This window comes from Pseudomonas sp. J452 (assembly GCF_024666525.1).
Lineage (GTDB): Bacteria > Pseudomonadota > Gammaproteobacteria > Pseudomonadales > Pseudomonadaceae > Aquipseudomonas.
In genome coordinates, this window is sequence record NZ_CP088294.1 from 1640477 (window position 1) to 1665061 (window position 24585).

Genomic DNA, 24585 nt, shown 5'->3' on the forward strand with positions numbered 1-24585 from the left:
GTCAGGCGGCATCAATAGATGCTGAACGGGAAGTACTTGTCGTTGATCTGCTTGTAGGTACCGTCGGCGACGATTTCCTTCAGGGCAGCGTTCAGCTTCTCGCGCAGCGGGTCGCCCTTGCGCACGGCGATGGCGATCTTGTCGTTGTCGAAGACCGGCTCGCCCTTGAACTCGAAGTCCTTGCCGGCGTCGCTCTTCAGCCATTCCCAGTTGACGAACTTGTCAGCCAGCACGCCGTCGAGGCGGCCAGAGGACAGGTCGAGGTAGGCGTTTTCCTGGGTGTCGTAGAGTTTGATCTCGACCACGCCGTCCAGGTTGTCTTCCAGCCAGGTGCCGGCGATGGTGGCGCGCTGGGCACCGATGACCTTGCCTTTCAGGCTGACTTTGTCAGCTTTGAGGTCGGAGGTTTTCGGGGCGATGAACTGCAGCTTGTTGGTGTAGTAGGCGTCGGTGAAGTCGACCGCTGCCTTGCGCTCTTCGGTGATCGACATGGAGGCGGCGAGGAAGTCGAACTTCTTCGCGTTCAGGGCCGGGATGATGCCGTCCCAGTCGGAGGTGACCACTTCGCACTCGGCTGCCATCTTGGCGCACAGGGCCTTGGCGATTTCCACGTCGAAGCCGCCGACCTGGCCGCTGGCGTCGATCAGGTTGAAGGGCGGGTAGGCGCCTTCGGTGCCGATTTTCAGTTTGTCCGCGGCGATTGCACTGGTGCCGAAGGCCAGGGTGGCGACTGCGGCAAACAGGATCTTCTTATAGTTCTGCATCGTATTGCTCCGTGTTAGCGATTGCTGGACATGAATTGTTTACAGCGTGCCGATTGCGGGTTGTCAAACACCTGGTCGGGCGGCCCCTGTTCTTCTACCAGGCCCTGGTGGAGGAATACCACCTCACTGGAGACCTGGCGGGCGAAGTTCATCTCGTGGGTAACCAGCAGCATGGTGCGACCTTCATCGGCAAGCGCGCGGATGACGTTAAGCACTTCCTGTACCATTTCCGGGTCGAGGGCCGAAGTCGGCTCGTCGAACAGTATCACTTTAGGCTGCATGGCCAGGGTGCGCGCAATCGCTGCGCGTTGCTGCTGACCGCCGGAAAGCTGGTTGGGGTAGGCATGGCGCTTGTCGGCGATGCCGACCTTGGCCAGCAGGGCTTCAGCTACCTCGGTGGCTTCGGCGCGGCTCTGGCCGAGTACGCGGCGCGGCGCCTCGATGATGTTGTCGAGCACGCTCATGTGCGGCCACAGGTTGAAATTCTGGAAGACGAAGCCGATCTCGCTGCGCAGGCGGTTGATCTGCTTGTTGTCGGCGGCGACCAGGTCGCCGTTCTTCGCGGGCTTGAGCTTGAGCTCCTCGCCGGCCACCAGGATCTGGCCCTGGTGCGGGTTTTCCAGCAGGTTGATGCAGCGCAGGAAGGTCGACTTGCCCGAGCCGGATGAGCCTAGGATGGAGATGACATCGCCGTCGCGGGCCGTCAGCGAGATGCCCTTGAGTACTTCAAGGTCGCCGTAGCGTTTATGCAGATTGCGGATTTCCAGCGCGGGCGTTGCCTCGGCCATGGGGGGTCCTCTTGGGTACGGAGTGCGCTCCGGCGGCTGGCCGCCATCCTGGCGTGGCGCCAAGCTAGCATAGCGCCAACTGGGGCGCCAAGCGGGTAGGGGCGGCTAGTGCTGCGCGGATCGGCATCGGTGTCGCATCGTCGCAGTTGCTTGTCGCGCAGGAACAAAAAAGACCGCAGGGGTGGTCGGCGATTGCGCGATTACGTTAGCGGGCTCGGCACGTGCGGCGCCTTGGATGCGGCTTGCGTAAAGGTCGCGCAGTTTACGGTAGGCGTTCGCCAGGGTGAAGTCGGGAACCCGCAGGTCACGGGGCTTGGCGCTCTGCTAAAGTGTGTCCAGCCCGTCCGCAAAGACGGGCATTGGCGCGGAACTGCCGGGGGACGTCATGCAGCAGGCGCAGCAGTCATCACGATCCTTTCGCTCGGCTTTATGGCTGGTGTGCGCCCTGGTGGTGCTGCTGGTGCCGGTGCTGCACCTGTGGGCACCGCTGCAGCGCTGGAGCAACAGCCACGGCGACTGGCTGATTCGCCAGCGTGCCGCCCAGCAGGTACCGGACCCGCGCCTGGTGGTGATCGATATCGACGACACCAGTTTGCAGGTGCTGGCCGGCGAGGCGGGCAAGTGGCCCTGGCCGCGCTCGCTGCATGCCGAGCTGCTCGAGCACCTGCTGGCGCAGCAGGCCGAGGCGGTGGTGTTCGATGTGCTGTTCAGCGAGGCGGATCGCTTCCATCCGGACGCCGATGCCTATTTCGCCGAAATCCTGGCGCAAACCGACAAGGTTTACCTGGCCGCCTTGCAGCAGCAGGCGGTCGACCCCGGCAAAGCCCCACTACTAAGCAGTTACCCGGCGCAGACCGGTCTGCGCGCTGGCGATCCACAGCAGCGCGGCCTGCTGCTGTTGCCGCAGGCGTTGCCGGCGACGCTGTGGAAGACCGGCACCATCAATTTCACCCCGGATGGCGACGGCGTCGGTCGCCGCTATGACCTCTACCGGCGCTTCGGCGACTGGCGCATGCCCTCGCTGCCGACGCGCCTGGCGCAGGATCGATCCGTGCAGTTGCCGGCGCAGAACAGCTTCCTGCTCGATTGGCAGGGCGCCAGCCGTGTGCCCTATCCGCGCATCCCTTTTGCCGAGGCCCTGGCCCAGGCGCGGGGTGAGGCGGGCAAGCTGCCGGCTGACTACTTCAGCGGCAAGATCATCGTCATCGGCACCACCGCGGCCGGGCTCTACGACCTGCGCCGCACGCCGCTGGATGACCTGTACCCGGCGGTGTTCATCCTCACCACCGCCATCGACAACCTGCTCAATGGCGAGCAGTTGCACGCTGCCCCCGGCTGGCTGATGCCGCTGCTCTGCGTGGCGCTGGTGCTGCTGCTCCAGTTGCTGTTGCTGCGTGAGCGTCTGCTGCTGGTCAGCCTGCTGACTGCCGGGCTGAGCCTGGGGCTGTTCGGCGGCGCCTATCTGCTGGCGCGCAACGGCCTGCTGGTCAGCGTGCTGCCCAGCCTGCTGGCGCTGTGGCTGCTGCTCGCCCTGGCCCTGGCGGTGTTCTACCGGCGCCGCCGGCAGCAGCTGAATACCACCATCAGTATGTTCAGCCGCTTCCTCGATCCGCAGGTGGTGGCCCAACTGGTCGCCCGTGAAGACCCACAGGCCTTGCTGGCCAGTCGCGATTGCCAGCTGACCGTGCTGTTCTCCGATATTCGCAACTTCACCACCATGTCCGAGCGGCACAGTGCCCAGGAAATCATGCAGATCCTGGAGAACTACTTCGCCGGTCAGGTGGATGTGCTGTTCAAGCACCGTGCGACCCTCGACAAGTTCATCGGCGACGCCATCATGGCCTTCTGGGGTGCCCCGCAGGACAACCCCAATCAGGCGGTGGATGCGGTGAGTGCGGCGCTGGAGATGGTCGACAACGTCGAGCGTTACCGTCGCGACTTCAATCACCCGGACTTCGACATCGGCATCGGCCTGCATACCGGTCCGGCGGTGGTTGGCATGGTCGGTACCAGCAAGCGCTACGACTACACTGCCATTGGTGACACGGTGAATCTGGCCAGCCGCATCGAGGGCCTGACCAAGGGCCGCGCGCGCCTGCTGGTGTCGGCCGCGACTATGCAGGCCTGTGGCGATGCCTTCGATTTCTTGCCCCACGGCGACTTCCAGGTCAAGGGCCGTAACGAGCCGGTGACCCTCTTCGAACCCAGGAGAAAACCATCATGATCAGAGCGTTGACTGCTGTTCTGCTGCTGACGGGCTGGCTGTTCAGCACCGTCGTGCAGGCCGAAGTGCGCAGCGGTATTACCGTGGAGGCCACCGCCCTGCGTGAAGCGGCAGGTGCGGCTGCGCCAGTGCTGCAGCAACTGCCGGCACAGAGCAGGTTGAGCATCCTCAAGCGTCAGGGCGGCTGGTATCAGGTGCAGACCAGCGCCGGCCAGCAGGGATGGGTGGCGTTGCTGGCGGTGCGCTTCGACAAGAGTGCAGCAGCCAAGGGCGGCAACATTGGCGCCCTGCTGGAAAGCAGCACGGCCGTGGCCCCGGCGACCGGCGTGGCCACCGGTGTGCGTGGGGTCAGCGATGACCAGCTGGAGGCGGGCGGTGCCGGCAGCCAGTCACTGCAGGAGCTCGATCGCTACGCGGTGACACCCGGCAGCGCGCGGGCCTTCGCCCAATCCGGCGGGCTGCGTAGCCAGACCATCGCCTACCCCAACTGAGCAGGAGCCGAGAGCATGCAAGACTTTCTATGCCGTGCCGTACTACTCGCCCTGGTCGCCAGCCTCACGGCCTGTCAGGGTCTGGAGTCCCTCGAGGGCGTGAATATCCAGGGTGTCGACCTGGGCGTACTGTCCAGCGCCAGCAAGAACCTCAGCGCCATGGCCGACAAGACCGAGGACGAGGAGCAGGTCATCGGTAGCAGCACCGCCGCCCTGTTACTCCAGCAGGCGTCGCTGCTGGATAACCCGGCGCTGCAGGCCTACGTCAACCGGGTGGGCCGCTGGGTAGCGTTGAACAGTGAGCGCCCCGATCTACCCTGGCGCTTCGGCGTGTTGAACAACTCGGCGGTGGGCGCCTACGCCGCGCCTGGCGGCTATGTGTTCATCACCAGCGGCCTGCTGGCGCGGATGGACAGCGAGGCCGAGTTGGCTGGCGTACTGGCCCATGAAGTAGCCCACGTTGTGCGCCAGCATCACCTCGACGCGATCAAGCAGCAGGCCGGCGCCGGCTTGCTGGCCAATGTCACGCGCCTGGCGGTGCAGGCCCACCAGGCCAGCTCGGGTAGCGTCGGCAGCAACGATGCGCTGACCAATACGAAATTCGATCAGGTGGTGACCAACCTCTACACCCGTGGCCTGGATCGCGGTGACGAGTACGAGGCCGATGCCATGGGCGCGGTGATCGCCGCCCGCGCCGGCTACGATCCCTACGGCCTGGCCACCGTGCTGCAAGGCATGGCGACCATGAAGCAGGACGATGCCGCCCTGGTGACCTTCCTCAAGGTGCACCCGAATATCGGCGATCGCCTGACTCGCCTGGAACCGACCTATCTGTATCTGGAGCGTTTCAGCGGCAATGGCAGCCAGCTGACCCTGGAGCAGCGCTATCAGCAGGAGCTGTCCGGCAGGTAATGCATGCGGCAAACGGCACCACAAAACCCGCCGATTTGGCGGGTTTTGTTTTGGTGATGAGCAGGCGCAAGCCGCTTTTGCCCCCTCTCCCGTTTACGGGAGAGGGTGAGTTGCCCAGTGCAGCGTGGTAGCCCGGATGCAATCCGGGAGCGGAGCTGCCTGCTTCCCGGATTGCATCCGGGCTACGGCGAGGTGTTTTCGGACACGTTGGCAGGCGTTGAAGCACGGGGGAGCTAGAGCTAACCCGTTCAATGGCTGTGCTTGCCGCCCGGCTCGAAGTCGCAGACATGATGGGCGTAGGGTGGCGCGCCGGGCGTTGTCAGGGCCGTGCTCGGTGCCGGTAGCGGCATGCTCTGCCCCGGATTGATATAGCAGCGCGATTCGATGAACACCCGCACCAAATCGCCATCCAGCAGGCCGCTCTTGACCTCGGACTGGAGGATGTCGAGGGCGTGATCGGTGGGCACCGCCGGCTTGTACGGGCGGTCGGCGGCGGTCAGTGCGTCATAGATGTCGCAGATGGTCATGATCCGCGAAGCGCAGGGAATGGCATCACCGGCCAGGCCCTTGGGGTAACCGCTGCCGTCGAGCTTTTCATGGTGCGCCGCGGCGATTTCCGGGATGCGTTGCAGGGCCGGGGTCCAGGGGATCAGTTGGAGGAAGTCGCGGGTGTGCACCACGTGCCGCTCGATCTCGGCGCGCTCCTCCTGGGTCAGGCTGCCGCGGCGAATGGCCAGGGCGCAGAACTCGCTGTCCGAGAGCAGGCCGATCAGGCTGTCGTCGTGGTTCTTCACCACCTGGCCCTGGATCTCCTGCAGGTGATGGAAGTCACCCTCGGTCAGCACGCTCGGCTCGTTGGCCTTGAGAATGTCGCGCAGGTAATGATCGAGACGCTCGCACTCCAGAGCCAGTTCGCTTTCCCACTGCAGGCGCTGCTCCTCGGCCAGGCCGCCGTGCTGGCGATAGGCGTGCAGCATGCGCTTGAGCATCTGGTTCTGCAGGCTCTCCTTGGCCAGTGCCACCCGGTAACGCAGGTTGTCGACTGCCGATTCGGGCAGCTTCTTCGCCTTGGTCAGCACATGCTCGCGCACCCCGACCTTGCCGAAGTCATGCAGCAGCGCGGCATAGCGCAGCTCGCGCAGGCCCTCGTCATTGAACGCCTGCTGGCGGATATGCGACTGCGGCGCCTGCGGCAGCTGGCGGGCGAGGGCGATGCACAGGTCGGCGACGCGGAACGAGTGGCCGCTGGAGGTGGGGTCGCGCTGCTCGATGGCGAATACCGAAGCCTGCACGAAGCCGTCAAACAGCTGGCTGATGTCGTCCAGCAGCTGGCGGTTCTCGATTGCCACCGCCGCCTGGCTGGCCAGGGCGCGCAACGAGGTGGCCATCACCGCATCGAACGGAATCGCCTCGCCAGCTGCGTTCTGACAGTTGATGAACTCCAGCACGCCGACCACGTCGCGGCGGTGGTTGAGCATGGGGATCGCCAGCAGCGACATGGTGCGGTAGCCCACCTGCATGTCGAACGAGCGGTTGAAGCGGTACGGCGCCTCGGACGGGATGGCATAGGCATCGGCAATATCCAGCTCGGTGCTGGTCAGCGCCACGTAGCCGGCAATCGAGGCCTTGGTCAGCGGCATGCGCTGCTCCTGAAAGCGCGTCGGCATCGAACTGTTCTGCGTCAGCTTGAAGATCAGCTGGGCCTGCTCGCCCTTCTTGTCGACCAGAAACAGCGAGGCGGCATCGCTGTTGGACAGCCGCCGGCCCTCGGTGAGGATCTTGCTCAGCAGGCGCTCCAGATCCTTCTCGGCAGACAGCGCCAGGCCGACATCGACCAGCTTCTGCAGATCGCCATCCTTGCTCTGCAGGGCATTGGCCAGTTGCGTGGTCTTCTGCTTCAGGCGGAACTGCTCGGCAGCGAAGCCGAGCAGGGCCAGCAGTTCCTCTTCACTGGCCTTGGCCGGTAGCGGCAGCACACCGTCCATTGCCGCGAAGGCCACCAGGGTGGCGCCGCCGGCCTGCCAGTCGGCCAGGGCATGGCTGGTCAGCAATCCCTCATCGAGCAGCAACACCTCGGCGCCGCTGCTCTCCAGTTCGTTCGGTTGGCTGATGGTCTTGAGGCTGACGCCCTCGCGCTGCAAGCGTGCGTACAGGCTGGACTCGGCAAAGAGTGGGCTATGCCCCACTGTGCAGCTGGCTGTCATCACTGGAACCCTCGGCGGCGCAGGGGGAGTAACGCTCGCCTGAGTATTGCACCAGTACCTGCACCCTTCCATGCCGTTCGGCTTGTGAGGGGCAGGCTGTGTTGGGGGCAGTTAGCTGTTGGGCGGTCACGCAACCTTTGCTGAGGTGCAAGGGGTAGAGGCCCCTTCTGTGCGTTGTCAGGCGATGAAGTCCGCTAGTGAGATGCTGGATACGCCAATCAGCTGGATGGCGAACTCGGCAGTGCTATCGGCGTCGGTATTGCCGTAGAGCACGCCATTGGAAACCTTCAGCTGGCCGGCGGCAGTGAAGGCGGCGGCACCATCAATAATTGTGTTGAAGGCGTTGTCACCGCTTGCGGCAGTATTGGCATCCAGCTTGGACAGATCGATCATGTCGGCGCCGCGCACAAAGTCGCTGATGCTATCCCACGTGTCGCTGGTCAAGCCCATCTCGGATAGCGAGCTAAAGGCAAAAGCATCGTTACCGGCCCCACCAATCAGAACATCACTGCCTCCTGCTCCGTTTAGCGTGTCGTTGCCTGTTCCGCCCTCCAGCCTGTTGCTGAAAAAATTGCCGGATAGCTTGTCGTTGTAATCGGAGCCAGTGACATTTTCTATGTCTTGGAGCGTGTCTGAACCTGAGCCGCCAGTCGCTTGAGGGCTGCTGTAGTCCAAATTGACAGTTATTGCGCTGCTGGCATAGAGGTATGAGACGGTATCGCTACCGCCATTACCATGTAGCCAGTTATCACCAGTGCTGGCGTAGAGAATATTGTCCAGGCTGTTGCCGTTTAATGAGCCTTCGCTATGGAGAAGGCGGCCGTTTTCCACATAGCTGGCCAACGTGTAAATGGTGAACAGATGGCTGTAGACCGTGTCGATACCGCCATTGACGCTGGTTTCGGTCACCACATCGAAGTCGTTATCTACATAGTAAATATCTGCGCCGTCACCTCCGATCATAGTGTCAGCCCCTACCCCACCGTTTAGGATGTTGCCTGAGCTGTTACCGGTAAGCTTGTCGTTGTAGTTGGAGCCTGTGAGATTCTCGATGGCGGTCAGCGTGTCCGAGCCGGAGCCACCAGTCGTTTGAGCGCTGGTGCTGGCCAGGCTGGCAGTGATGGCGCTGGCGGCATAGAGGTAGGACGCCGTATCGATGCCGCTACCACCATTCAGGATGTTATTGCCACTGCCTGCATAGAGCACATTGTTCAGGCTGTTGCCGGTGAGGTTGGCGCTGCCGCTGGCAAGGATACGGCCATTCTCGATGTTGTTGCCTAGGGTGTAGCCGGTCAGGTAGCTGTAGACGCTATCGGTGCCGCCCGTGCTGACTGTGGCATTGGTCTCACTGACCACGTCGCTGGCGTTGTCCACGTAATAGGTATCGGAGCCATCGCCGCCGATCATAGTGTCCGCGCCTGCGCCACCATTCAGTATGTCGTTACCCAGGCCACCATTGAGCGTGTTATCAGCGGTGTTGCCGGTGAGTGTGTCGTTGTAGTTGGAGCCGGTGAGATTTTCGATGGCGGTCAGTGTGTCCGAACCGGAGCCCCCAGTTGTTTGAGCGCTGGTGCTGGCCAGGCTGGCAGTGATGGCGCTGCTGGCATAGAGGTAGGACGCGGTGTCAGCGCCGTTGCCGCCGTTCAGAATGTTATTGCCACTGCCTGCGTAGAGCACATTGTTCAGGCTGTTACCGGTGAGGTTGGAGCTGCCGCTGGCAAGGATGCGGCCATTCTCGATGTTGTTGCCTAGGGTGTAGCTGGTCAGGTAGCTGTGGACGAAATCGATGCCGCCAGTGCTGACTGTGGCATTGGTCTCACTGACCACATCGCTGGCGCTGTCCACGTAATAGGCATCGGAACCATCGCCGCCGATCAGGGTGTCCGCGCCTGCGCCACCATTCAGTATGTCGTTACCCAGGCCGCCATTGAGCGTGTTATTAGCGGTGTTGCCGGTGAGCGTGTCCTTGTAGCTGGAGCCGGTGAGATTCTCGATGGCGGTCAGTGTGTCCGAACCGGAGCCCCCAGTTGTTTGAGCGCTGGTGCTGGCCAGGCTGGCAGTAATGGCGCTGCTGGCATAGAGGTAGGACGCGGTGTCAGCGCCGTTGCCGCCGTTCAGGATGTTATTGCCACTGCCTGCGTAGAGCACATTGTTCAGGCTGTTACCGGTGAGGTTGGCGCTACCGCTGGCAAGGATGCGGCCATTCTCGATGTTGTTGCCCAGGGTGTAGCTGGTCAGGTAGCTGTAGACGAGATCGGTGCCGCCAGTGCTTGCCGAGGCATTGGTCTCACTGACCACATCGCTGACGCTGTCTACATAATAAGTATCGGAGCCATCCCCGCCGATCAGGGTGTCTGCGCCTGCGCCACCATTCAGGATGTTGCCTGAACTGTTGCCGGTAAGCTTGTCGTTGTAGTTGGAGCCGGTGAGGTTCTCGATGGCGGAGAAGGTGTCAGAGCCAGATCCACCGGTTGCTTGTGCGCTGGTGCTGGCCAGGCTGGCGGTGATGGCGCTGCTGGCATAGAGGTAGGACACGCTGTCAGCGCCGTTGCCGCCGTTCAGGATGTTATTGCCACTGCCTGCGTAGAGCACATTGTTCAGGCTGTTGCCGGTGAGGTTGGCGCTACCGCTGGCAAGAATGCGCCCATTCTCAATGTTGTTACCCAGGGTGTAGCTGGTCAGGTAGCTGTGGACGGTATCGGTGCCGCCAGTGCTGGCTGTGGCATTGGTCTCACTGACCACGTCGCTGGCGCTGTCCACATAATAGGTGTCGGAGCCATCGCCGCCGATCATAGTGTCCGTGCCTTCACCACCATCCAGGATATTGCTCATGGTGTTGCCAGTGAGCTTGTCGTTGTAGTTGGAGCCGGTGAGATTCTCGATGGCGGTGAAGGTGTCAGAGCCTGAGCCGCCGGTGGCTTGTGCGCTGGTGCTGGCCAGGCTGGCAGTGATGGAGCTAGCGGCATAGAGGTAGGACACCGTATCAATGCCGCTACCACCATTCAGAATGTTATTGCCACTGCCTGCGTAGAGCACATTGTTCAGGCTGTTACCGGTGAGGTTGGCGCTACCGCTGGCAAGGATGCGGCCATTCTCGATGTTGTTGCCCAGGGTGTAGCTGGTCAGGTAGCTGTAGACGAGATCGGTGCCGCCAGTGCTTGCCGAGGCATTGGTCTCACTGACCACATCGCTGACGCTGTCTACATAATAAGTATCGGAGCCATCCCCGCCGATCAGGGTGTCTGCGCCTGCGCCACCATTCAGGATGTTGCCTGAACTGTTGCCGGTAAGCTTGTCGTTGTAGTTGGAGCCGGTGAGGTTCTCGATGGCGGAGAAGGTGTCAGAGCCAGATCCACCGGTTGCTTGTGCGCTGGTGCTGGCCAGGCTGGCAGTGATGGCGCTGGCGGCATAGAGGTAGGACGCCGTATCGATGCCGCTACCGCCATTCAGGATGTTATTGCCGCTGCCTGCGTAGAGCACATTATTCAGGCTGTTGCCGGTGAGGTTGGCGCTGTCGCTGGCAAGGATGCGGCCATTCTCGATGCTGTTACCCAAGGTGTGGCTGGCGAGGTAGCTATAAACGATGTCTGTGCCGCCACTTGCCCCGCCGTTGGTTTCGGTGACGACATCACCGACGTTGTCCACGTAGTAAGTATCGGAACCATCCCCGCCAATCATCTTGTCTGCACCCAGGCCGCCATTGATCACGTTGTTGGCGAGATCCCCTGCGAGGTTGTCGTTAAAGTCGGAGCCTGTCAGGTTCTCTATGTCGTTAAGCGAGTTATATGCCGGGTTGATGACGTTGGCGGGGAAGTTTATCTGGGCTGTCACGGCTATCTTCGAATAGGCGAAGGAGGCGGTATCTATCCCCGTACCGCCATTCAATACGTAGCCATATCCACTTTCGCCAGTGCCCGCGTACAGCACATTGTTGAGCTCATTCCCCGTAATGGCGGCCGGACCGGCGGCCAGTATCCGTCCGTTCTCGATGTTCTTGGCCAGGGTATATGAGCTCAGGTAGCTATATACGGTGTCGATGCCCTCGCCGGAATTTTCGCGTATGGCTGCCGCTGCTGTTTCGATGATGTAGATGTCGTCGCCTGCCCCCCCGGAGAGCGCCAGGGGTGATTGCCCGCTTAGAACGTCGTTCTGGTCTGTGCCGTGTATTTCATAAAGTTGCGCCACGCCCTCGGCATCGTAGCGCTGGGAGAAAATCCCTGTGTAGTCATCGTCGACTGCCTCCCAGGTCACCAGCCAGCCGCCATCAGGCAAGGGGATTGTCACGGCTGGGGTTGTTTGCAAGTCACTCTTGTCACCGCTAGATATGACGGCTACTTGTTGCCCCGATGCGTCGAAGCGAGTCGATATGGTTTCTGAATAGTCATACTCAGACCAGGTGTCGTAGGTTGACGAAGTGATCAGCCAGCCGCCATCGGCAAGACCGATGGCGCTAACATTCCCTCCAGATGTTGGAATCTGGGTTATTGGGCCGGTTGAGGCGTTCGATGCGTCATATCGACTCACATAAATCGCATCGTAACCTCTCCAGGCCACTAACCAGCCGCCATCTTCCAATGTGGTAACGGAGGGATGGGTGTCGTACGCAAAGTTTCCGAACGACAGGCGCTCACCGGCGGGTTCGCCATCGGCGTCATATCTCTGTAAGACTGTGCGGCCGATGTAATTCGCTTGTGCGTCGACTTCGTACCAGGAAACTACCCAGCCCCCATCGGACAGGGCCGTAGTGGAAGAGCTGTGTTGCCTGCAGGTCTGGCTGACTAAGACTTCGCTTCCTGTCGGATTGTTGTCTGCGTCATAACGCTGAGAGAAAAGTTGTCCATTGCTTTCCCAGCTGGCAACCCACCCACCATCGGACAGACCGGTTACTGAAGGATATATCTCATCCTCCGTCGAGCTGATGACTTGGGTCTCTGTCCCCATTGGAGTGCCAGTAGCATCGTAGCGCTGAGTGAAGATGCCATGACTGTCGTTTGCACCATTGCCTGTCCAGGCCACCAGCCAGCCGCCATCGCTCATGGCTGCCACTGATGGCATGGCCTGGTGTTGTTCTGTGGTGCTATTGACTGCGGTCTCTCCGCCGACAGGATTTCCGAATTTGTCGTAGCGTTGACAGAAAATGCCCTGCCCATCGCCGGCCCCTGTTCCTGTCCAGGTGACCACCCATCCGCCGTCGGAAAGTGTGGTCACCGCAGGGGCGTATTGGGAGTTGTTCGTGGTGGTGTTGATTTGGCTGATTCCGCCGGGAGTCACTTCGAAAGTGCGATCGGCAAATTGCAGTTGCTCGATATCGAAGAGAGAGTCCGCGCCCTCGTCACCATCGGTGATGTTGGTGTCGGTAATAGTCAGGTGACCACTGCTCCAGCCGAAGCGATAGTCATAAGAGTTGCCTGAATATGTCGCTGTATCCAGGCCGGAACCGCCTAAAAGAATGTCATTGCCCGAGTCGCCTGCGAGGCTGTCATTGTCTGCAGTGCCATTCAGGGTTTCACTGCCAGAGGTTCCGTTGATGACTGCCATGGAGTCCATTCCTAGTTACTGACTTAAAGGAGAGCAATGCCCGATGATGGCATTTTGCTTTTATCGCGGACAATAAAAAACCCCAAGGAATTTAACTTCGCTTGGGGTTTCTCGGTATTAGTGGTGCCCAGGGACGGAATCGAACCGCCGACACGGGGATTTTCAATCCCCTGCTCTACCGACTGAGCTACCTGGGCAACGGGGCGCTATTAAACGGATTTGGCTTTGCAGTGTCAAGCCGGGGAAAGAAAAAATTTCAGTAAAGACGGGCGCTTACGAAATTTACGGGTGTTGCGGGGGCGCTGTGCTTGCTTCTGTAGCCGGATGCAATCCAGGGGGATTGGCGGGGGAGGTCCCGGATTGCATCCGGGCTACAGGGGTTATGCGCTCGGTGGCACGTAGCCGTCGGCCTGGGCGTATTCCTCGCCGGAGAGGAACTTGTCCATCTCGGCCTGGAGGAACTTGCGGTCTTCGGCGTTCATCATGTTCAGGCGGCGTTCGTTGATCAGCATGGTCTGGTGCGCCTGCCATTCGTCCCAGGCCTGCTTGGACACGTTGTTGAAGATGTCTTCGCCTTTTGGGCCCGGGTAGGGCTGGCGGTCGAGGCCGGGGAGGTCTTGCTTGTGCTTGCGGCAGTGGACGGTGCGGCTCATGACTTTTCTCCTGCATTCAGTTCTTGCGCGGCTCGCTTGAGGAGCTTCTTCACCGGGGCGGCCAGGCCCAGGCGTGGCGGGGTGGCGAGGTTATACCAGAGCCAGTCGCCCTCGGCCACGCCAGGGGCGGTCGCCTCGACCTGGATCAGCCAGGGTTCGATGCTCAGCTGGAAGTGGCTGAAGGTGTGGATCAGTCCGCTTAGCTCGCGGCGCTCGCCCAGCTGCAGGGCGTGTTGGCTGGCCAGGGGCTCGAGGGCATCCAGGTCGTCCAGCTCGGGCAGGCTCCACAGGCCGCCCCAGAGGCCGGTCGACGGACGGCGATAGAGCAGGATGGCACCGTCGCGGTTGGCCAGGAGCGGCATCAGGGTGCGCTTCTGTGGCAGCTCCTTGCGCGGCTTGGCGATCGGGTAGCGGATCTCCAGGCCCAGCAGGTGCGCCTGGCAGCCGCTCTGCAGCGGGCAGATCAGGCAGCTTGGCTTGCTCCGGGTACAGAGTGTGGCGCCCAGGTCCATCATCGCCTGGGTGTAGTGGTTGACCCGCTCCTCGGGGAGGAAGCGCTCGGCCACTGCCCACAGCTGCTTGGCCACTTTCGGTTCGCCCGGATAGCCTTCCTGGGCGACGTAGCGGGCCAGCACACGTTTGACGTTGCCGTCGAGAATCGGCGCGCGCAGGCCCATGCTCAGGCTGGCGATGGCGCCGGCGGTGGAGCGGCCGATGCCGGGCAGCGCGGTGAGCTGCTCGACGTCGCGGGGGAATTCGCCGCCGTGCTCGGCCATGACGATCTGCGCGGTCTTCTGCAGGTTGCGCGCGCGGGTGTAGTAGCCGAGGCCGGTCCACAGGTGCAGCACTTCGTCTTCCGGGGCCTCGGCCAGGGCTTGCACGGTCGGCAGGGCATGCATGAAGCGGTCGAAGTAGCCGAGTACGGTGCTGACCTGGGTCTGCTGCAGCATGATTTCCGAGACCCAGACCCGGTAGGGGTTGATGTCCTGCTGCCAGGGCAGGTCCTTGCGTCCGTGCTGGTCATACCAGGCCAGCACGGCGCCGTTGAATTGCGCGGGCGTCATCGGTTGAATAGGCCCTTGAGCGCGTCCTTGAGTTCCGGGCTGACCTTGTCGCCGAGCTTTTCTTCGATCTTCTGTTCGAGCTTGTTGCCGGCCAGCTTGGCGGCGACCTTGCCCAGGCCGTCCTTGTCCAGGCGGCAGGCCTTGGCGCCCAGCTCCAGCGGGCCGCGGCAGAGCAGGGGCCATTCGATGTCGGCGTAGCGCTCGTTGACCTGGCAGGCCGGGTCGGGCATGGCGCTCTTGTCGCCTTCGATGACGATGCCGATGCGGTAGTCGAGGCCGAGTACGCGCAGGTCGACATCGCCCTTACCCTTGAGCGCCAGGCCAGGCAGGCGGGCCTTGAGGTCGGGATTGCTGGCCACGCCGTTGCGCAAGGTCAGGTTGCCGTCGAGTTCCTCGAAAGGGGTGTCCTTGCCGCGCGGCTCACCGGAGAGCGACTTGCGATTGAGGGTGGCGATGCCCTGGCACAGCTGCTGCTCCAGGTTGGCCTCGATCAGCACGCCGTCGCTGAGGCTGAAACCGGCCTTGCCGTTCAGCGCGTCGATCCAGGCCTTCTGGCTATTGCCCTGGGTGCGCACGTCGGCGTTCAGGTCGAGCAGGCCCTTGATCGGGGCTTTCTCGCCCTGGGCTTCGATGAGTTTTTCCACCGGGATGCGCGTCAGCTGTTTCTGCGCGGTGAGCAGCGGTACGGCCGGGCGCACGTCGAGTTGCGAGGTGACGGCGAAGTTGCCGCCATACAGGTCGCCACGCAGCTCTTGCAGGTTGAGTACGCCGCCCTTGGCCTTGGCCTTGAGCAGGGCGCTTTCGATGGGCAGCTTGTTCAGGCTCAGCTGGCCGAGACTGATGTCGGCCTCTAGGTCGAGCTTGCGCAGCTGTTCGAGCGGTAGTAGCTGCTCGTTGCTCCAGGCCTGCTGGGTCGGCGCGTTCGGCAGTGGCGTGGTGCCGCTCTTGCCGGCGGCGGCCACGGCGCCCTTGATCTCGTTCTTGCGCGCGACGCCGGCGCTGGCGTCCTGATCCTTGGGCGGCAGGTAGCGGTCGAGGTCGAGCTTGTCGCCCTTGAGCTGCAGGCGCAGGGCCTGCTTGGCGAAGTCGCTGACGGCCAGGCTGCCGCTGAAGCTGCTGTCGTCCAGTTTCAGGCTCAGTTCGTTGAAGTTGATGCTGGTCGGCGTGCCGGCCAGGCGGGTCGACAGCTCGAACTGCTGCAGGGTGTTGGCGTCACGCATGGGCGGCAGCTCGACGCCGAGGCCACCGAGGAATTCGCGCAGGTTGACCTGGGCGATGGACAGGCCGCCTTGCAGCTGGGCGGTCTTGTCCAGGTCGCGCAGTTTCAGCTCGCCGATGGCGCGCAGCTGGTTGGCGGTGAGCTTGAGGCTGTTCCACTCGGCGACCTGAGCGGCCTGGTCGAGCAGCAGCTGGCCCTGGGTGGCAAAGGTCAGGGTCTTGCCCTGGAACGGCTCGCCGGAGGCCTCGCCGGCCAGCTTGAAGTCTTCCAGCTGGTAGCGCTTGAGGGCGCGGTCGAAGCGCAGCGCGGTCTGCAGCTCGGTCTTGGCGCGCAGCAGTGGCTGGTTGGTGCCGAAGAAAGCGGTCAGTTTCAGCGGGATGCTGGCGCCTTCGCGGATCGCCCCGGTGCTCAGCTCGATGCCTTCGGCGCTGAACTGGCGGCCGCTGGCTGCGTCCTGGTAGTCGATGCGCGAGCTGCTGATGGTCAGGCTGTCGATATCCAGCTTGATCGGTTGGCTGTCGGCCGTTTCGACGGTGGCGGGCTCGCTGCTGGCGGGCGCCGTGCTGTTGCTGGCGGTGGTGGGCGGCGTGGCGGCGGTTTGCGCCGGCTTGCCCACGCCCTCCCAGTTGCCGCGGCCTTTGGCGTCGCGTTGCAGGGTCAGGTTGAGGCCGTCGACGCGGATGTCGCTCATCTGCACTTCCTTGCGCAGCAGCGGCAGCACGCGCACGGAGAGGCCGAGCAGGCGCAGGTCGGCGAAGGGTTTGTCCGGGGTCTCGGCGCTGGCCAGGGTGGCGTCGGTCAGCTCCAGGCCGAGCCAGGGGAACAGGCTCCAGCCGATATCGCCGTTGAGCTTGAGTTCCAGATTGGCTTTGTCGCGGGCCAGTTGCTGGATCTCGTCCTTGTAGTCGTTGGGGTCGAACAGGTGGGTCAGGGCGAAGCCGAGGCCGACGATGATCAGCAACAGTCCGAGGAAGACCAGACCTAGGATCTTGCCGATAGATTTCATGGACGCGTCCTTGTTTGGATGACTTTTCTGGGTGGCGAGTATAGCGCCAGCTTATAAGGGCATAGTGAGCCGCAAGTGCTTGGAGGGCGCTCGTGTCGTGCGGTTCCCCGCCATGGCTGGTGCTGGCGCCAATGGCGGCTGTAATTGGCGGCTCGGGTGGTGTCGTTCCGGGCGGGGGCGGTTAGGCTGGCAGCATAACAACAACCCGGAGGCGCCCATGAATGTCGCCGTAATGGCCGTGCCGCTGTATATCGCGCTGATCCTGCTGGAGCTGGCCTACGAGCGCTACAGCGGGCGCCATACCTATCGCCTGGCGGATGCCGCCACCAGCATGAATACCGCCGTGCTGCGTGTATTGCTGGAAGGACCGCTGCGCCTGCTGCTGGTGATTCCCTATGCCTGGCTGTACGAGCACGCGCGGCTACTGGAGCTGGATGCGAGCTCGCCCTGGGTCTGGCTGCTCGGTTTCATCGCCGTGGACTTCTGCTTCTATTGGGCGCATCGCAGCCTGCACCACTACAACCTGCTGTGGGGCGCGCACCAGCCGCATCACTCCAGCGAGGACTTCAACCTGTCCACCGCGCTGCGCAAGGGCGCCTTGCAGACTGCTTTCGACTGGCCGTTCTACCTGCCGCTGGCGTTGCTGGGAGTTCCGCTGCCGCTGTTCCTGGTTCTGCTCGGTGTGCAGCTGGTCTATCAGTTCTGGATCCACAGCCAGCATGTCGGCCGGCTCGGCGTGCTGGAGTGGTTCATGGTCACGCCGAGCAATCATCGGGTGCACCACGGGCAGAACGACTGCTACATCGACAAGAACCATGGCGGCGTATTCATTATCTGGGATCGCCTGTTCTGCACCTTCGCCGACGAGGGTGAGCCGGTGCGCTACGGGGTGACCACACCGGTGCGCACCTTCGACCCGATCCGCCTGCAGTTCTCCTGGTGGCGCCTGCTGTGGGCCGATGCGCGCGCGACCCGCTCCTGGTGGGACAAGCTACGCCTGTGGTGGATGCCCACTGGCTGGCGCCCGGCGGATGTACAGGCGCGGCCCTGGCCGAAGATGGGGGTGGACAAGTTCGAGCGGCCTTATCCGGCCAGCCTGAAGTGGTATGCCTTCCTGCAGTTCGTGGCCATCAACGCCATGGCCCTGTGCTTCCTGGCCAGCGTCAAGCGCGCCGCCGTGTGGGAGCCCTGGCTGCTGGTGCTGGCGATTCTTAGCGGTTGCATCAGCCTCGGCCTGCTGTTCGAGGGCAAACGCCGGCTGTGGTCGCTCGAGGTCGTGCGGCTGCTGGCGCTGGCCGGTTTGGCGCTGGGCTGGGGCTTGTGGCTGGTGCCGGCGCAGTGGCTGCTCGGCGTGCTGCTGGCAGGGTTGTGTCTTGCCAGCCTGCTATGGCTGGTGTGGCTGGCGGCGCGGCCGCAGGTGGTGGCTTCGTCGTAGCCCGGATGCAATCCGCGGCGGGACTTTCCCGGATTATGTCCGGCTACGTGCTGTTAGCGATTTTTTAGCGGTGTGTAAGGTAGGCTCGGTGCGCTCTGCTCCCTCTACCGTTCACGGGAGAGGGGAGACAAGCGGGCCGGTAGCCCGGATGTAATCCGGGAGCCGGGTATGTGCCCATTTCCCCCGGATTACATCCGGGCTACGCGTGTGGGGTGGATGACGTTTTTCATCCACCAAAGCGCCGCTCGGTGGATCGATGGAATGCATGCCGCTTTCGTAGGAGCTTGCTCCTACAGGCTATCCAGTGGCAGGCCGCTGCGAGCGGCCAGGGCCTGGCTTTCCAGATGATCTTTCGGCGCGGCCAGGTGCAGCGGCTTGCCGGCTTCGCGGGCCATGCGCTGGGCTTCGTCGAGGATGCGCCGGGCCACGCCGCGCTTGCGCGTGACCTTGCGCACGCACAGGTGCGACAGGCGCCAGCAGTCGGCGCCACGGGTCAGCAGGGCGGCGCCGAGCAGGCGGTCGTTGAAGCGCCCGGCGATCAACCGGCCCTCGCCAATCCCGCTGGCGATCAGCGCGTCGGCGCTGGCATAGGGCGTCAGCAACCAGTCCGGGGCGTCGGCGTAGACCTTGGTCAGGTCGGTGTGATCCTGAGCCGATGGACGGGTGACGATCTCGACAAACACGGGCATCGCGGCTTCCTCGCAGGCAGGTGGCGCAGTGTAAAGTCAGCTCAATCGCGCCGATAGCCCTGGTGCGATAGCAACGCGGTAGCCGTGCAGGCCGCGCGCCGCCTATAATGCCCGCCTTTTCCGCAAGCATTTTCGGGAGCTGGTGATGGCCGAACGTACGGCATCCGTCGAGCGCAACACCCTGGAGACCCAGATCAAGGTCTCGATCAACCTGGATGGTACTGGCAAGGCCAAGTTCGATATTGGCGTGCCGTTCCTCGAGCACATGCTCGATCAGATCGCCCGTCACGGGCTGATCGACCTGGACATCCAGTGCAAGGGCGACCTGCATATCGACGACCACCACACCGTGGAAGACGTCGGTATCACCCTCGGCCAGGCCTTCACCAAGGCCATCGGCGACAAGAAGGGCATGACCCGCTACGGCCATTCCTATGTGCCGCTGGACGAGGCGCTGTCGCGCGTGGTGATCGACTTCTCCGGTCGTCCGGGCCTGCAGATGCACGTGCCGTTCACCCGCGCGGTGGTCGGTGGCTTCGACGTGGACCTGTTCCAGGAATTCTTCCAGGGCTTCGTCAACCACGCCCTGGTCAGCCTGCACATCGACAACCTGCGTGGCACCAACACCCACCACCAGATCGAGACGGTGTTCAAGGCCTTCGGTCGCGCCCTGCGCATGGCCGTCGAGCTGGACCCGCGCATGGCCGGGCAGATGCCGTCGACCAAGGGCTGCCTATAAATGCAGACGGTTGCAGTAATCGACTACGGCATGGGCAACCTGCACTCGGTGGCCAAGGCCCTCGAGCACGTCGGTGCCGGCAAGGTGCTGGTGACCAGCGATGCCGCGGTGATTCGCGAAGCCGACCGCGTGGTGTTTCCCGGCGTCGGTGCGATCCGCGACTGCATGGCCGAGATCAAGCGTCTGGGCTTCGACAGCCTGGTGCGCGAGGTCAGCCAGGACCGGCCGTTCCTCGGTATCTGCGTCGGCATGCAGGCCCTGCTCGAGCGCAGCGAGGAGAACGACGGGGTCGATTGCATCGGCCTGTTCCCCGGCCAGGTGCGTTTCTTCGGCAAGGATCTGTATGAAGGCGGCGAGCACCTGAAGGTGCCGCACATGGGCTGGAATCAGGTGGCGCAGGTGGTCGAACACCCGCTGTGGCACGAGATTCCCGACCCGGCGCGTTTCTACTTCGTGCACAGCTACTACATCGAGGCCGGCAACCCGGCCCAGGTGGTCGGTGGCGGGCACTACGGCAAGGACTTCGCCGCGGCGCTGGCCGAGGGTTCGAAGTTCGCCGTGCAGTTCCACCCGGAGAAGAGCCATACCCATGGCCTGCAGCTGCTGCAGAACTTCGTCGGCTGGGATGGCCGCGCCTGAATGAGCCGGGGCAAGAAAGTCCCGCTGCTGGAGCTCGAAGGGCCCCAGCAGCAGGTCGCGCTGCAGGTGCTGGGGCGTTTCCTCGAGGACCGCTTCGAGCTCGAGCTGGGCTCGTTCGAAGTGCAGGAAGTGCTCGACCTGATCAGCCGCGACATCGCTCCGCATTACTACAACAAGGCGATCTCCGATGTGCAGGCGGTGCTGTCCGACCGCTTCGCCAGCCTGGAGAGCGACCTGTGGGCGCTCGAGAAGAGCTGACCCTTCACCGAATTCACGACTTGAGCAGGTTCAACCGATGCTGATTATCCCCGCTATCGATCTCAAGGACGGCGCCTGCGTGCGTCTGCGCCAGGGCCGCATGGAAGACTCCACGGTGTTCTCCGATGACCCGGTGAGCATGGCTGCCAAGTGGGTCGAAGGCGGCTGCCGCCGTCTGCACCTGGTTGACCTGAACGGCGCCTTCGAAGGCCAGCCGGTCAATGGCGAAGTGGTCACCGCCATCGCCAAGCGCTATCCGCACCTGCCGATCCAGATCGGCGGCGGCATCCGCTCGCTGGAAACCATCGAGGCCTACGTCAAGGCCGGCGTCAGCTACGTGATCATCGGCACCAAGGCGGTGAAAGATCCGCAGTTCGTCACCGATGCCTGCAAGGCCTTCCCGGGCAAGGTTATCGTCGGCCTGGACGCCAAAGACGGTTTCGTCGCCACCGACGGCTGGGCTGAGGTGTCGACCGTGCAGGCCACCGACCTGGCCAAGCGCTTCGAGGCCGACGGCGTGTCCGCCATCGTTTATACCGACATCGCCAAAGACGGCATGATGCAGGGCTGCAACGTCGAGGCCACCGCGGCCCTGGCCGCCGCCAGCAAGATCCCGGTGATCGCCTCCGGCGGCATCCACAACCTCGGTGATATCGAGAAGCTGCTGCTGGCTCGCGCGCCGGGCATCATCGGCGCCATCACCGGCCGCGCGATCTACGAAGGCACCCTGGATGTCGCCGAGGCGCAAGCCTTCTGCGACGCCTATAAAGGCTGAGGATTTCGACATGGCGCTGGCCAAACGCATCATCCCCTGCCTCGACGTCGACAACGGTCGCGTAGTGAAGGGCGTGCAGTTCGAGAACATCCGTGATGCCGGCGACCCGGTGGAAATCGCCCGTCGCTACGATGAGCAGGGTGCCGACGAGATCACCTTCCTCGACATCACCGCCAGCGTCGATGGTCGCGACACCACCCTGCACACGGTGGAGCGCATGGCCAGCCAGGTGTTTATCCCGCTGACTGTTGGTGGCGGCGTGCGTACCGTGCAGGACATTCGCAACCTGCTGAATGCCGGCGCGGATAAGGTCTCGATCAACACGGCGGCGGTGTTCACCCCTGAATTCGTCGGCGAAGCGGCGGCACGTTTCGGCTCGCAGTGCATCGTCGTGGCCATCGACGCCAAAAAGGTCTCGCTGCCCGGCGAAACCCCGCGCTGGGAAATCTTCACTCATGGCGGGCGCAAGCCGACCGGCCTGGACGCCGTGCTCTGGGCGAAGAAGATGGAAGACCTCGGCGCGGGCGAAATCCTCCTGACCAGCATGGATCAGGATGGCGTGAAAAGCGGCTACGACCTCGGCGTCACCCGCGCCATCAGCGAGAGCGTAGGCATCCCGGTGATCGCTTCCGGCGGCGTCGGCAACCTCGAGCACCTGGCGGCCGGCATCCTCGAAGGCAAGGCCGATGCGGTGCTGGCGGCCAGCATCTTCCACTTCGGCGAATACACTGTGCCGGAAGCCAAGGCCTATCTGGCCAGTCGTGGCATAGTGGTGCGCTAGGCTGTGAAGTGACCTGGGTCGCAGCCCGCACCGTCTGTGCTTGGCAGTGCGCCAGGCTTGGTTAAGCTCGGCGCTTTCCTGATTCTCCTTTATTGCAAGGAATGGTTATGTTGAAACGCCTGTTGTTGGTATCAGCTGCTGCTTGCCTGCTGTTGTCTCCATTGGCTCGCGCCGAAGTGGACGAGAACTACTCGGTGATTCTGATGACCGAGAACTTCCCGCCTTACAACATGGCGACCAACGACAAGAACTACGCCCGCGAGGAGAACCTCAAAGGCATCGCCGTGGAAGTAGTGCGCGAGATGTTCAAGCGTGCCGGGATCACCTACCACATGACCCTGCGCTTCCCCTGGGCGCGGATCTACAAGCTGGCGCTGGAAAAGCCCAACCACGGCGTGTTCGTCGCTGCCCGCCTGCCGGAGCGCGAGAAGCTGTTCAAGTGGGTCGGTCCGATCGGTCCGGATGACTGGGTGATGCTGGCCAAGGCCGATAGCACCATCACCATCAATAGCCTGGAGCAGGCCAAGCAGTACCGAATCGGTGCCTACAAAGGTGACGCGATCGCCGAGCATCTGGTTGCCCAGGGGCTGGACCCGCAGACGGCATTCCGTGACCAGGACAACGTGGAGAAGCTGCAGGCTGGCAAGATCGACCTGTGGGCCACCGGTGATCCTGCTGGTCGTTATCTGGCCAAGCAGGCGGGTGTGACGGGCTTGAAGAATGTGCTGCGTTTTGACAGTGCCGAACTGTTCCTCGCCCTCAACCCGGAAACCCCGGATGAAGTGGTGAACAAGCTGCAGGCCGAGTTGGACAAGATGCGTGCCGAGGGCTTCATCGACAAGGTGGTCAACAGCTACCTGGAGTGATACCAGCCGCTAAAGGAAAACCCGGGCATGCCCGGGTTTTTTGTGCGCGCCGATTGGCTCAGCCTTGTAGCCGGATGCAATCCGGGAGCGGAGTGGTCTGTTTCCCGGATTGCATCCGGGCTACGACTGGCAACACGGACAGTCCCCTCTCCCACTTGTGGGAGGGTTAGGGAGAGGGGAGCAAAGCGCTTGGCTCAGTCGCCGCGCGTCACGCTCAGGCCTTTCAGCAGGTTGAGCGCCTGGCTGAGCTGGTAGTCGTCGTCCTGCGGGCGGGTCGGTTTCTCGCCCTTCTTGCCGCTGGGTTTGTCCGCGCCGCCATTACCGTTGCCCAGGTGGCCGGCCAGATCGGCTTCCTTGATGCTCTCGCCATCCTGCTCGCGGGTCAGCTTGGCGCGTGCCACTTCGATGTCCGGGACGATGCCCTGGGCCTGGATCGAGCGGCCTTTTGGGGTGTAGTACAGGGCCGTGGTCAGTTTCAATGCGCGGTCGTTGTTCAGCGGCAGCACGGTCTGCACCGAGCCCTTGCCGAAACTGTCGGTGCCCATCAGCACGCCACGCTTGTGGTCCTGCAGGGCGCCGGCGACGATCTCCGAGGCCGAGGCGCTGCCGCCGTTGATCAGCACCACCAGCGGTACACCTTCGCTGGCGTCGGCCGGGTCGGCGTTGAAGCGCAGCTCGGAGTTGGCGATGCGCCCCTCGGTGTAGACGATCAGGCCTTTCTTGAGGAAGTGGTCGGTGACTTCCACCGCCGCCTGCAGCACGCCGCCGGGGTTGTTGCGCAGGTCGAGGACGATGCCGCGCAGCTTGCCCTTGTTGTCTTTGCGCAGCTTGGCCAGGGCCTTGCCGACTTCTTCACCGGTGTTGATCTGGAACTGCGAGATGCGTACCAGGCCATAGCCGTCGTCGAGCAGCTGGCTCTTCACGCTCTTGACCTTGATCACCGCGCGGGTCAGCTCCACGTCGAACGGCTGGCCGCCTTCGCGCAGCAGGGTCAGGTTGATCTTGCTGCCGGCCTTGCCGCGCATCTTGTCCACTGCTTCCATCAGCGACAGGCCCTTGGTCGGCTGGCCGTCGATCTTGACGATCAGGTCGCCGGGCTGGATGCCGGCGCGCGAGGCGGGTGTGTCGTCGATCGGCGAGACCACCTTGAGGAAGCTGTCTTCCATGCCGACTTCGATGCCCAGGCCGCCGAACTCGCCGCTGGTGCTTTCCTGCAGTTCGGCGAAGTCTTCCGGCTCCAGGTAGGCGGAGTGCGGGTCGAGGTTGCTGAGCATGCCTTTGATCGCATTCTCCAGCAGGGTCTTGTCGTCCACCGGCTCGACATAGGCCGACTTGATGCGATCCATCACCTCGGCAAAGGTGCGCAGCTCATCCAGCGGCAATGGTGCCTTGGCGTTTTCCACGGGCGCCGCCACTGGCTCGGGGGCAGCCTGCAGGGCAGAACTGCCGACCAGCAGGCCAAGGGCCAGGGCGAGAGGGGTGAGACGGTGGAAATGCGACATGTGAGCTCCCAGGAATAATTGCCAATGCCAGCCTCGGG

At 63.0% G+C, this 24585-nt stretch carries 19 protein-coding genes and 1 tRNA gene; 10 read left to right on the top strand and 10 right to left on the bottom strand.

What is annotated here, in order from left to right; genetic code table 11:
* Positions 1-11: 11 nt before the first annotated feature.
* Positions 12-764: an ABC transporter substrate-binding protein gene (locus tag LRS11_RS07400; protein ID WP_260496218.1), complete on the bottom strand. Its 753-nt coding sequence runs from the start codon at positions 762-764 to the stop codon at positions 12-14.
* 14 nt (positions 765-778) lie between these two features.
* A complete protein-coding gene (locus LRS11_RS07405; RefSeq protein ID WP_260496219.1) occupies positions 779-1552 on the bottom strand; it encodes an ABC transporter ATP-binding protein in 774 nt (257 codons plus the stop codon).
* A 385-nt stretch (positions 1553-1937) separates the two neighbouring features.
* On the opposite strand from LRS11_RS07405, the gene LRS11_RS07410 reads away from it, so the two are divergent.
* Genes LRS11_RS07410 through LRS11_RS07420 form a run of 3 tightly spaced genes read left to right on the top strand, consistent with a single transcriptional unit; the run spans position 1938 to position 5179 of the window.
* Positions 1938-3776, top strand: coding sequence for an adenylate/guanylate cyclase domain-containing protein (locus LRS11_RS07410; protein WP_260496220.1), 1839 nt, complete (start codon positions 1938-1940; stop codon positions 3774-3776).
* On the top strand, positions 3773-4267 hold the full coding sequence (locus LRS11_RS07415; protein WP_260496221.1) for an SH3 domain-containing protein: 495 nt from the start codon (positions 3773-3775) through the stop codon (positions 4265-4267). Before LRS11_RS07410 ends, LRS11_RS07415 begins: the two co-directional genes overlap by 4 nt.
* Before the next feature lie 15 nt (positions 4268-4282).
* A complete protein-coding gene (locus LRS11_RS07420; RefSeq protein ID WP_260496222.1) occupies positions 4283-5179 on the top strand; it encodes a M48 family metalloprotease in 897 nt (298 codons plus the stop codon).
* A gap of 248 nt (positions 5180-5427) precedes the next feature.
* Here LRS11_RS07420 and LRS11_RS07425 read toward each other — a convergent pair whose 3' ends face one another.
* The 6 genes from LRS11_RS07425 to LRS11_RS07450 form a co-directional block, all read right to left on the bottom strand.
* Complete coding sequence (locus LRS11_RS07425) at positions 5428-7383, bottom strand: HD domain-containing phosphohydrolase (protein ID WP_260496223.1); 1956 nt, start codon at positions 7381-7383, stop codon at positions 5428-5430.
* A 177-nt stretch (positions 7384-7560) separates the two neighbouring features.
* Positions 7561-12921, bottom strand: a complete 5361-nt coding sequence (locus LRS11_RS07430; protein ID WP_260496224.1) for a hypothetical protein — start codon at positions 12919-12921, stop codon at positions 7561-7563.
* A gap of 121 nt (positions 12922-13042) precedes the next feature.
* Positions 13043-13118 (bottom strand) — tRNA-Phe (locus tag LRS11_RS07435).
* 183 nt (positions 13119-13301) lie between these two features.
* Positions 13302-13574 (bottom strand): oxidative damage protection protein, encoded by a 273-nt coding sequence (locus LRS11_RS07440; RefSeq protein WP_260496225.1) that lies wholly within the window; start codon positions 13572-13574, stop codon positions 13302-13304.
* The gene (mutY, locus tag LRS11_RS07445; RefSeq protein WP_260496226.1) at positions 13571-14638 is read right to left on the bottom strand and encodes an A/G-specific adenine glycosylase; all 1068 of its coding nucleotides are present in this window, start codon (positions 14636-14638) and stop codon (positions 13571-13573) included. Before mutY ends, LRS11_RS07440 begins: the two co-directional genes overlap by 4 nt.
* Positions 14635-16863 carry an AsmA family protein gene (locus LRS11_RS07450; RefSeq protein ID WP_260496227.1) on the bottom strand — a complete coding sequence of 743 codons (2229 nt, stop codon included), beginning with the start codon at positions 16861-16863 and terminating at the stop codon, positions 14635-14637. The genes mutY and LRS11_RS07450 overlap by 4 nt, the downstream gene beginning before the upstream one ends.
* 217 nt (positions 16864-17080) lie before the next feature.
* On the opposite strand from LRS11_RS07450, the gene LRS11_RS07455 reads away from it, so the two are divergent.
* Positions 17081-18298: a sterol desaturase family protein gene (locus tag LRS11_RS07455; RefSeq protein ID WP_260496228.1), complete on the top strand. Its 1218-nt coding sequence runs from the start codon at positions 17081-17083 to the stop codon at positions 18296-18298.
* Between the two features lie 290 nt (positions 18299-18588).
* Here LRS11_RS07455 and LRS11_RS07460 read toward each other — a convergent pair whose 3' ends face one another.
* Positions 18589-18987, bottom strand: coding sequence for a PanM family protein (locus tag LRS11_RS07460; protein ID WP_260496229.1), 399 nt, complete (start codon positions 18985-18987; stop codon positions 18589-18591).
* A 145-nt stretch (positions 18988-19132) separates the two neighbouring features.
* On the opposite strand from LRS11_RS07460, the gene hisB reads away from it, so the two are divergent.
* The 6 genes from hisB to LRS11_RS07490 all read left to right on the top strand — a co-directional run bounded on the left by hisB (position 19133) and on the right by LRS11_RS07490 (position 23045).
* Complete coding sequence (hisB, locus tag LRS11_RS07465; protein WP_173211426.1) at positions 19133-19726, top strand: imidazoleglycerol-phosphate dehydratase HisB; 594 nt, start codon at positions 19133-19135, stop codon at positions 19724-19726.
* Complete coding sequence (hisH, locus tag LRS11_RS07470) at positions 19727-20365, top strand: imidazole glycerol phosphate synthase subunit HisH (RefSeq protein WP_260496230.1); 639 nt, start codon at positions 19727-19729, stop codon at positions 20363-20365.
* Positions 20366-20623 carry a DUF2164 domain-containing protein gene (locus LRS11_RS07475; RefSeq protein ID WP_260496231.1) on the top strand — a complete coding sequence of 86 codons (258 nt, stop codon included), beginning with the start codon at positions 20366-20368 and terminating at the stop codon, positions 20621-20623.
* A gap of 37 nt (positions 20624-20660) precedes the next feature.
* A complete protein-coding gene (gene hisA / locus LRS11_RS07480; protein ID WP_260496232.1) occupies positions 20661-21398 on the top strand; it encodes a 1-(5-phosphoribosyl)-5-[(5-phosphoribosylamino)methylideneamino]imidazole-4-carboxamide isomerase in 738 nt (245 codons plus the stop codon).
* 10 nt (positions 21399-21408) lie between these two features.
* The gene (gene hisF, locus LRS11_RS07485; protein WP_173211434.1) at positions 21409-22179 is read left to right on the top strand and encodes an imidazole glycerol phosphate synthase subunit HisF; all 771 of its coding nucleotides are present in this window, start codon (positions 21409-21411) and stop codon (positions 22177-22179) included.
* A 107-nt stretch (positions 22180-22286) separates the two neighbouring features.
* Positions 22287-23045 carry an ABC transporter substrate-binding protein gene (locus LRS11_RS07490; protein ID WP_260496233.1) on the top strand — a complete coding sequence of 253 codons (759 nt, stop codon included), beginning with the start codon at positions 22287-22289 and terminating at the stop codon, positions 23043-23045.
* A 194-nt stretch (positions 23046-23239) separates the two neighbouring features.
* Here LRS11_RS07490 and LRS11_RS07495 read toward each other — a convergent pair whose 3' ends face one another.
* On the bottom strand, positions 23240-24547 hold the full coding sequence (locus LRS11_RS07495) for a S41 family peptidase (protein WP_260496234.1): 1308 nt from the start codon (positions 24545-24547) through the stop codon (positions 23240-23242).
* Positions 24548-24585 lie beyond the last annotated feature (38 nt).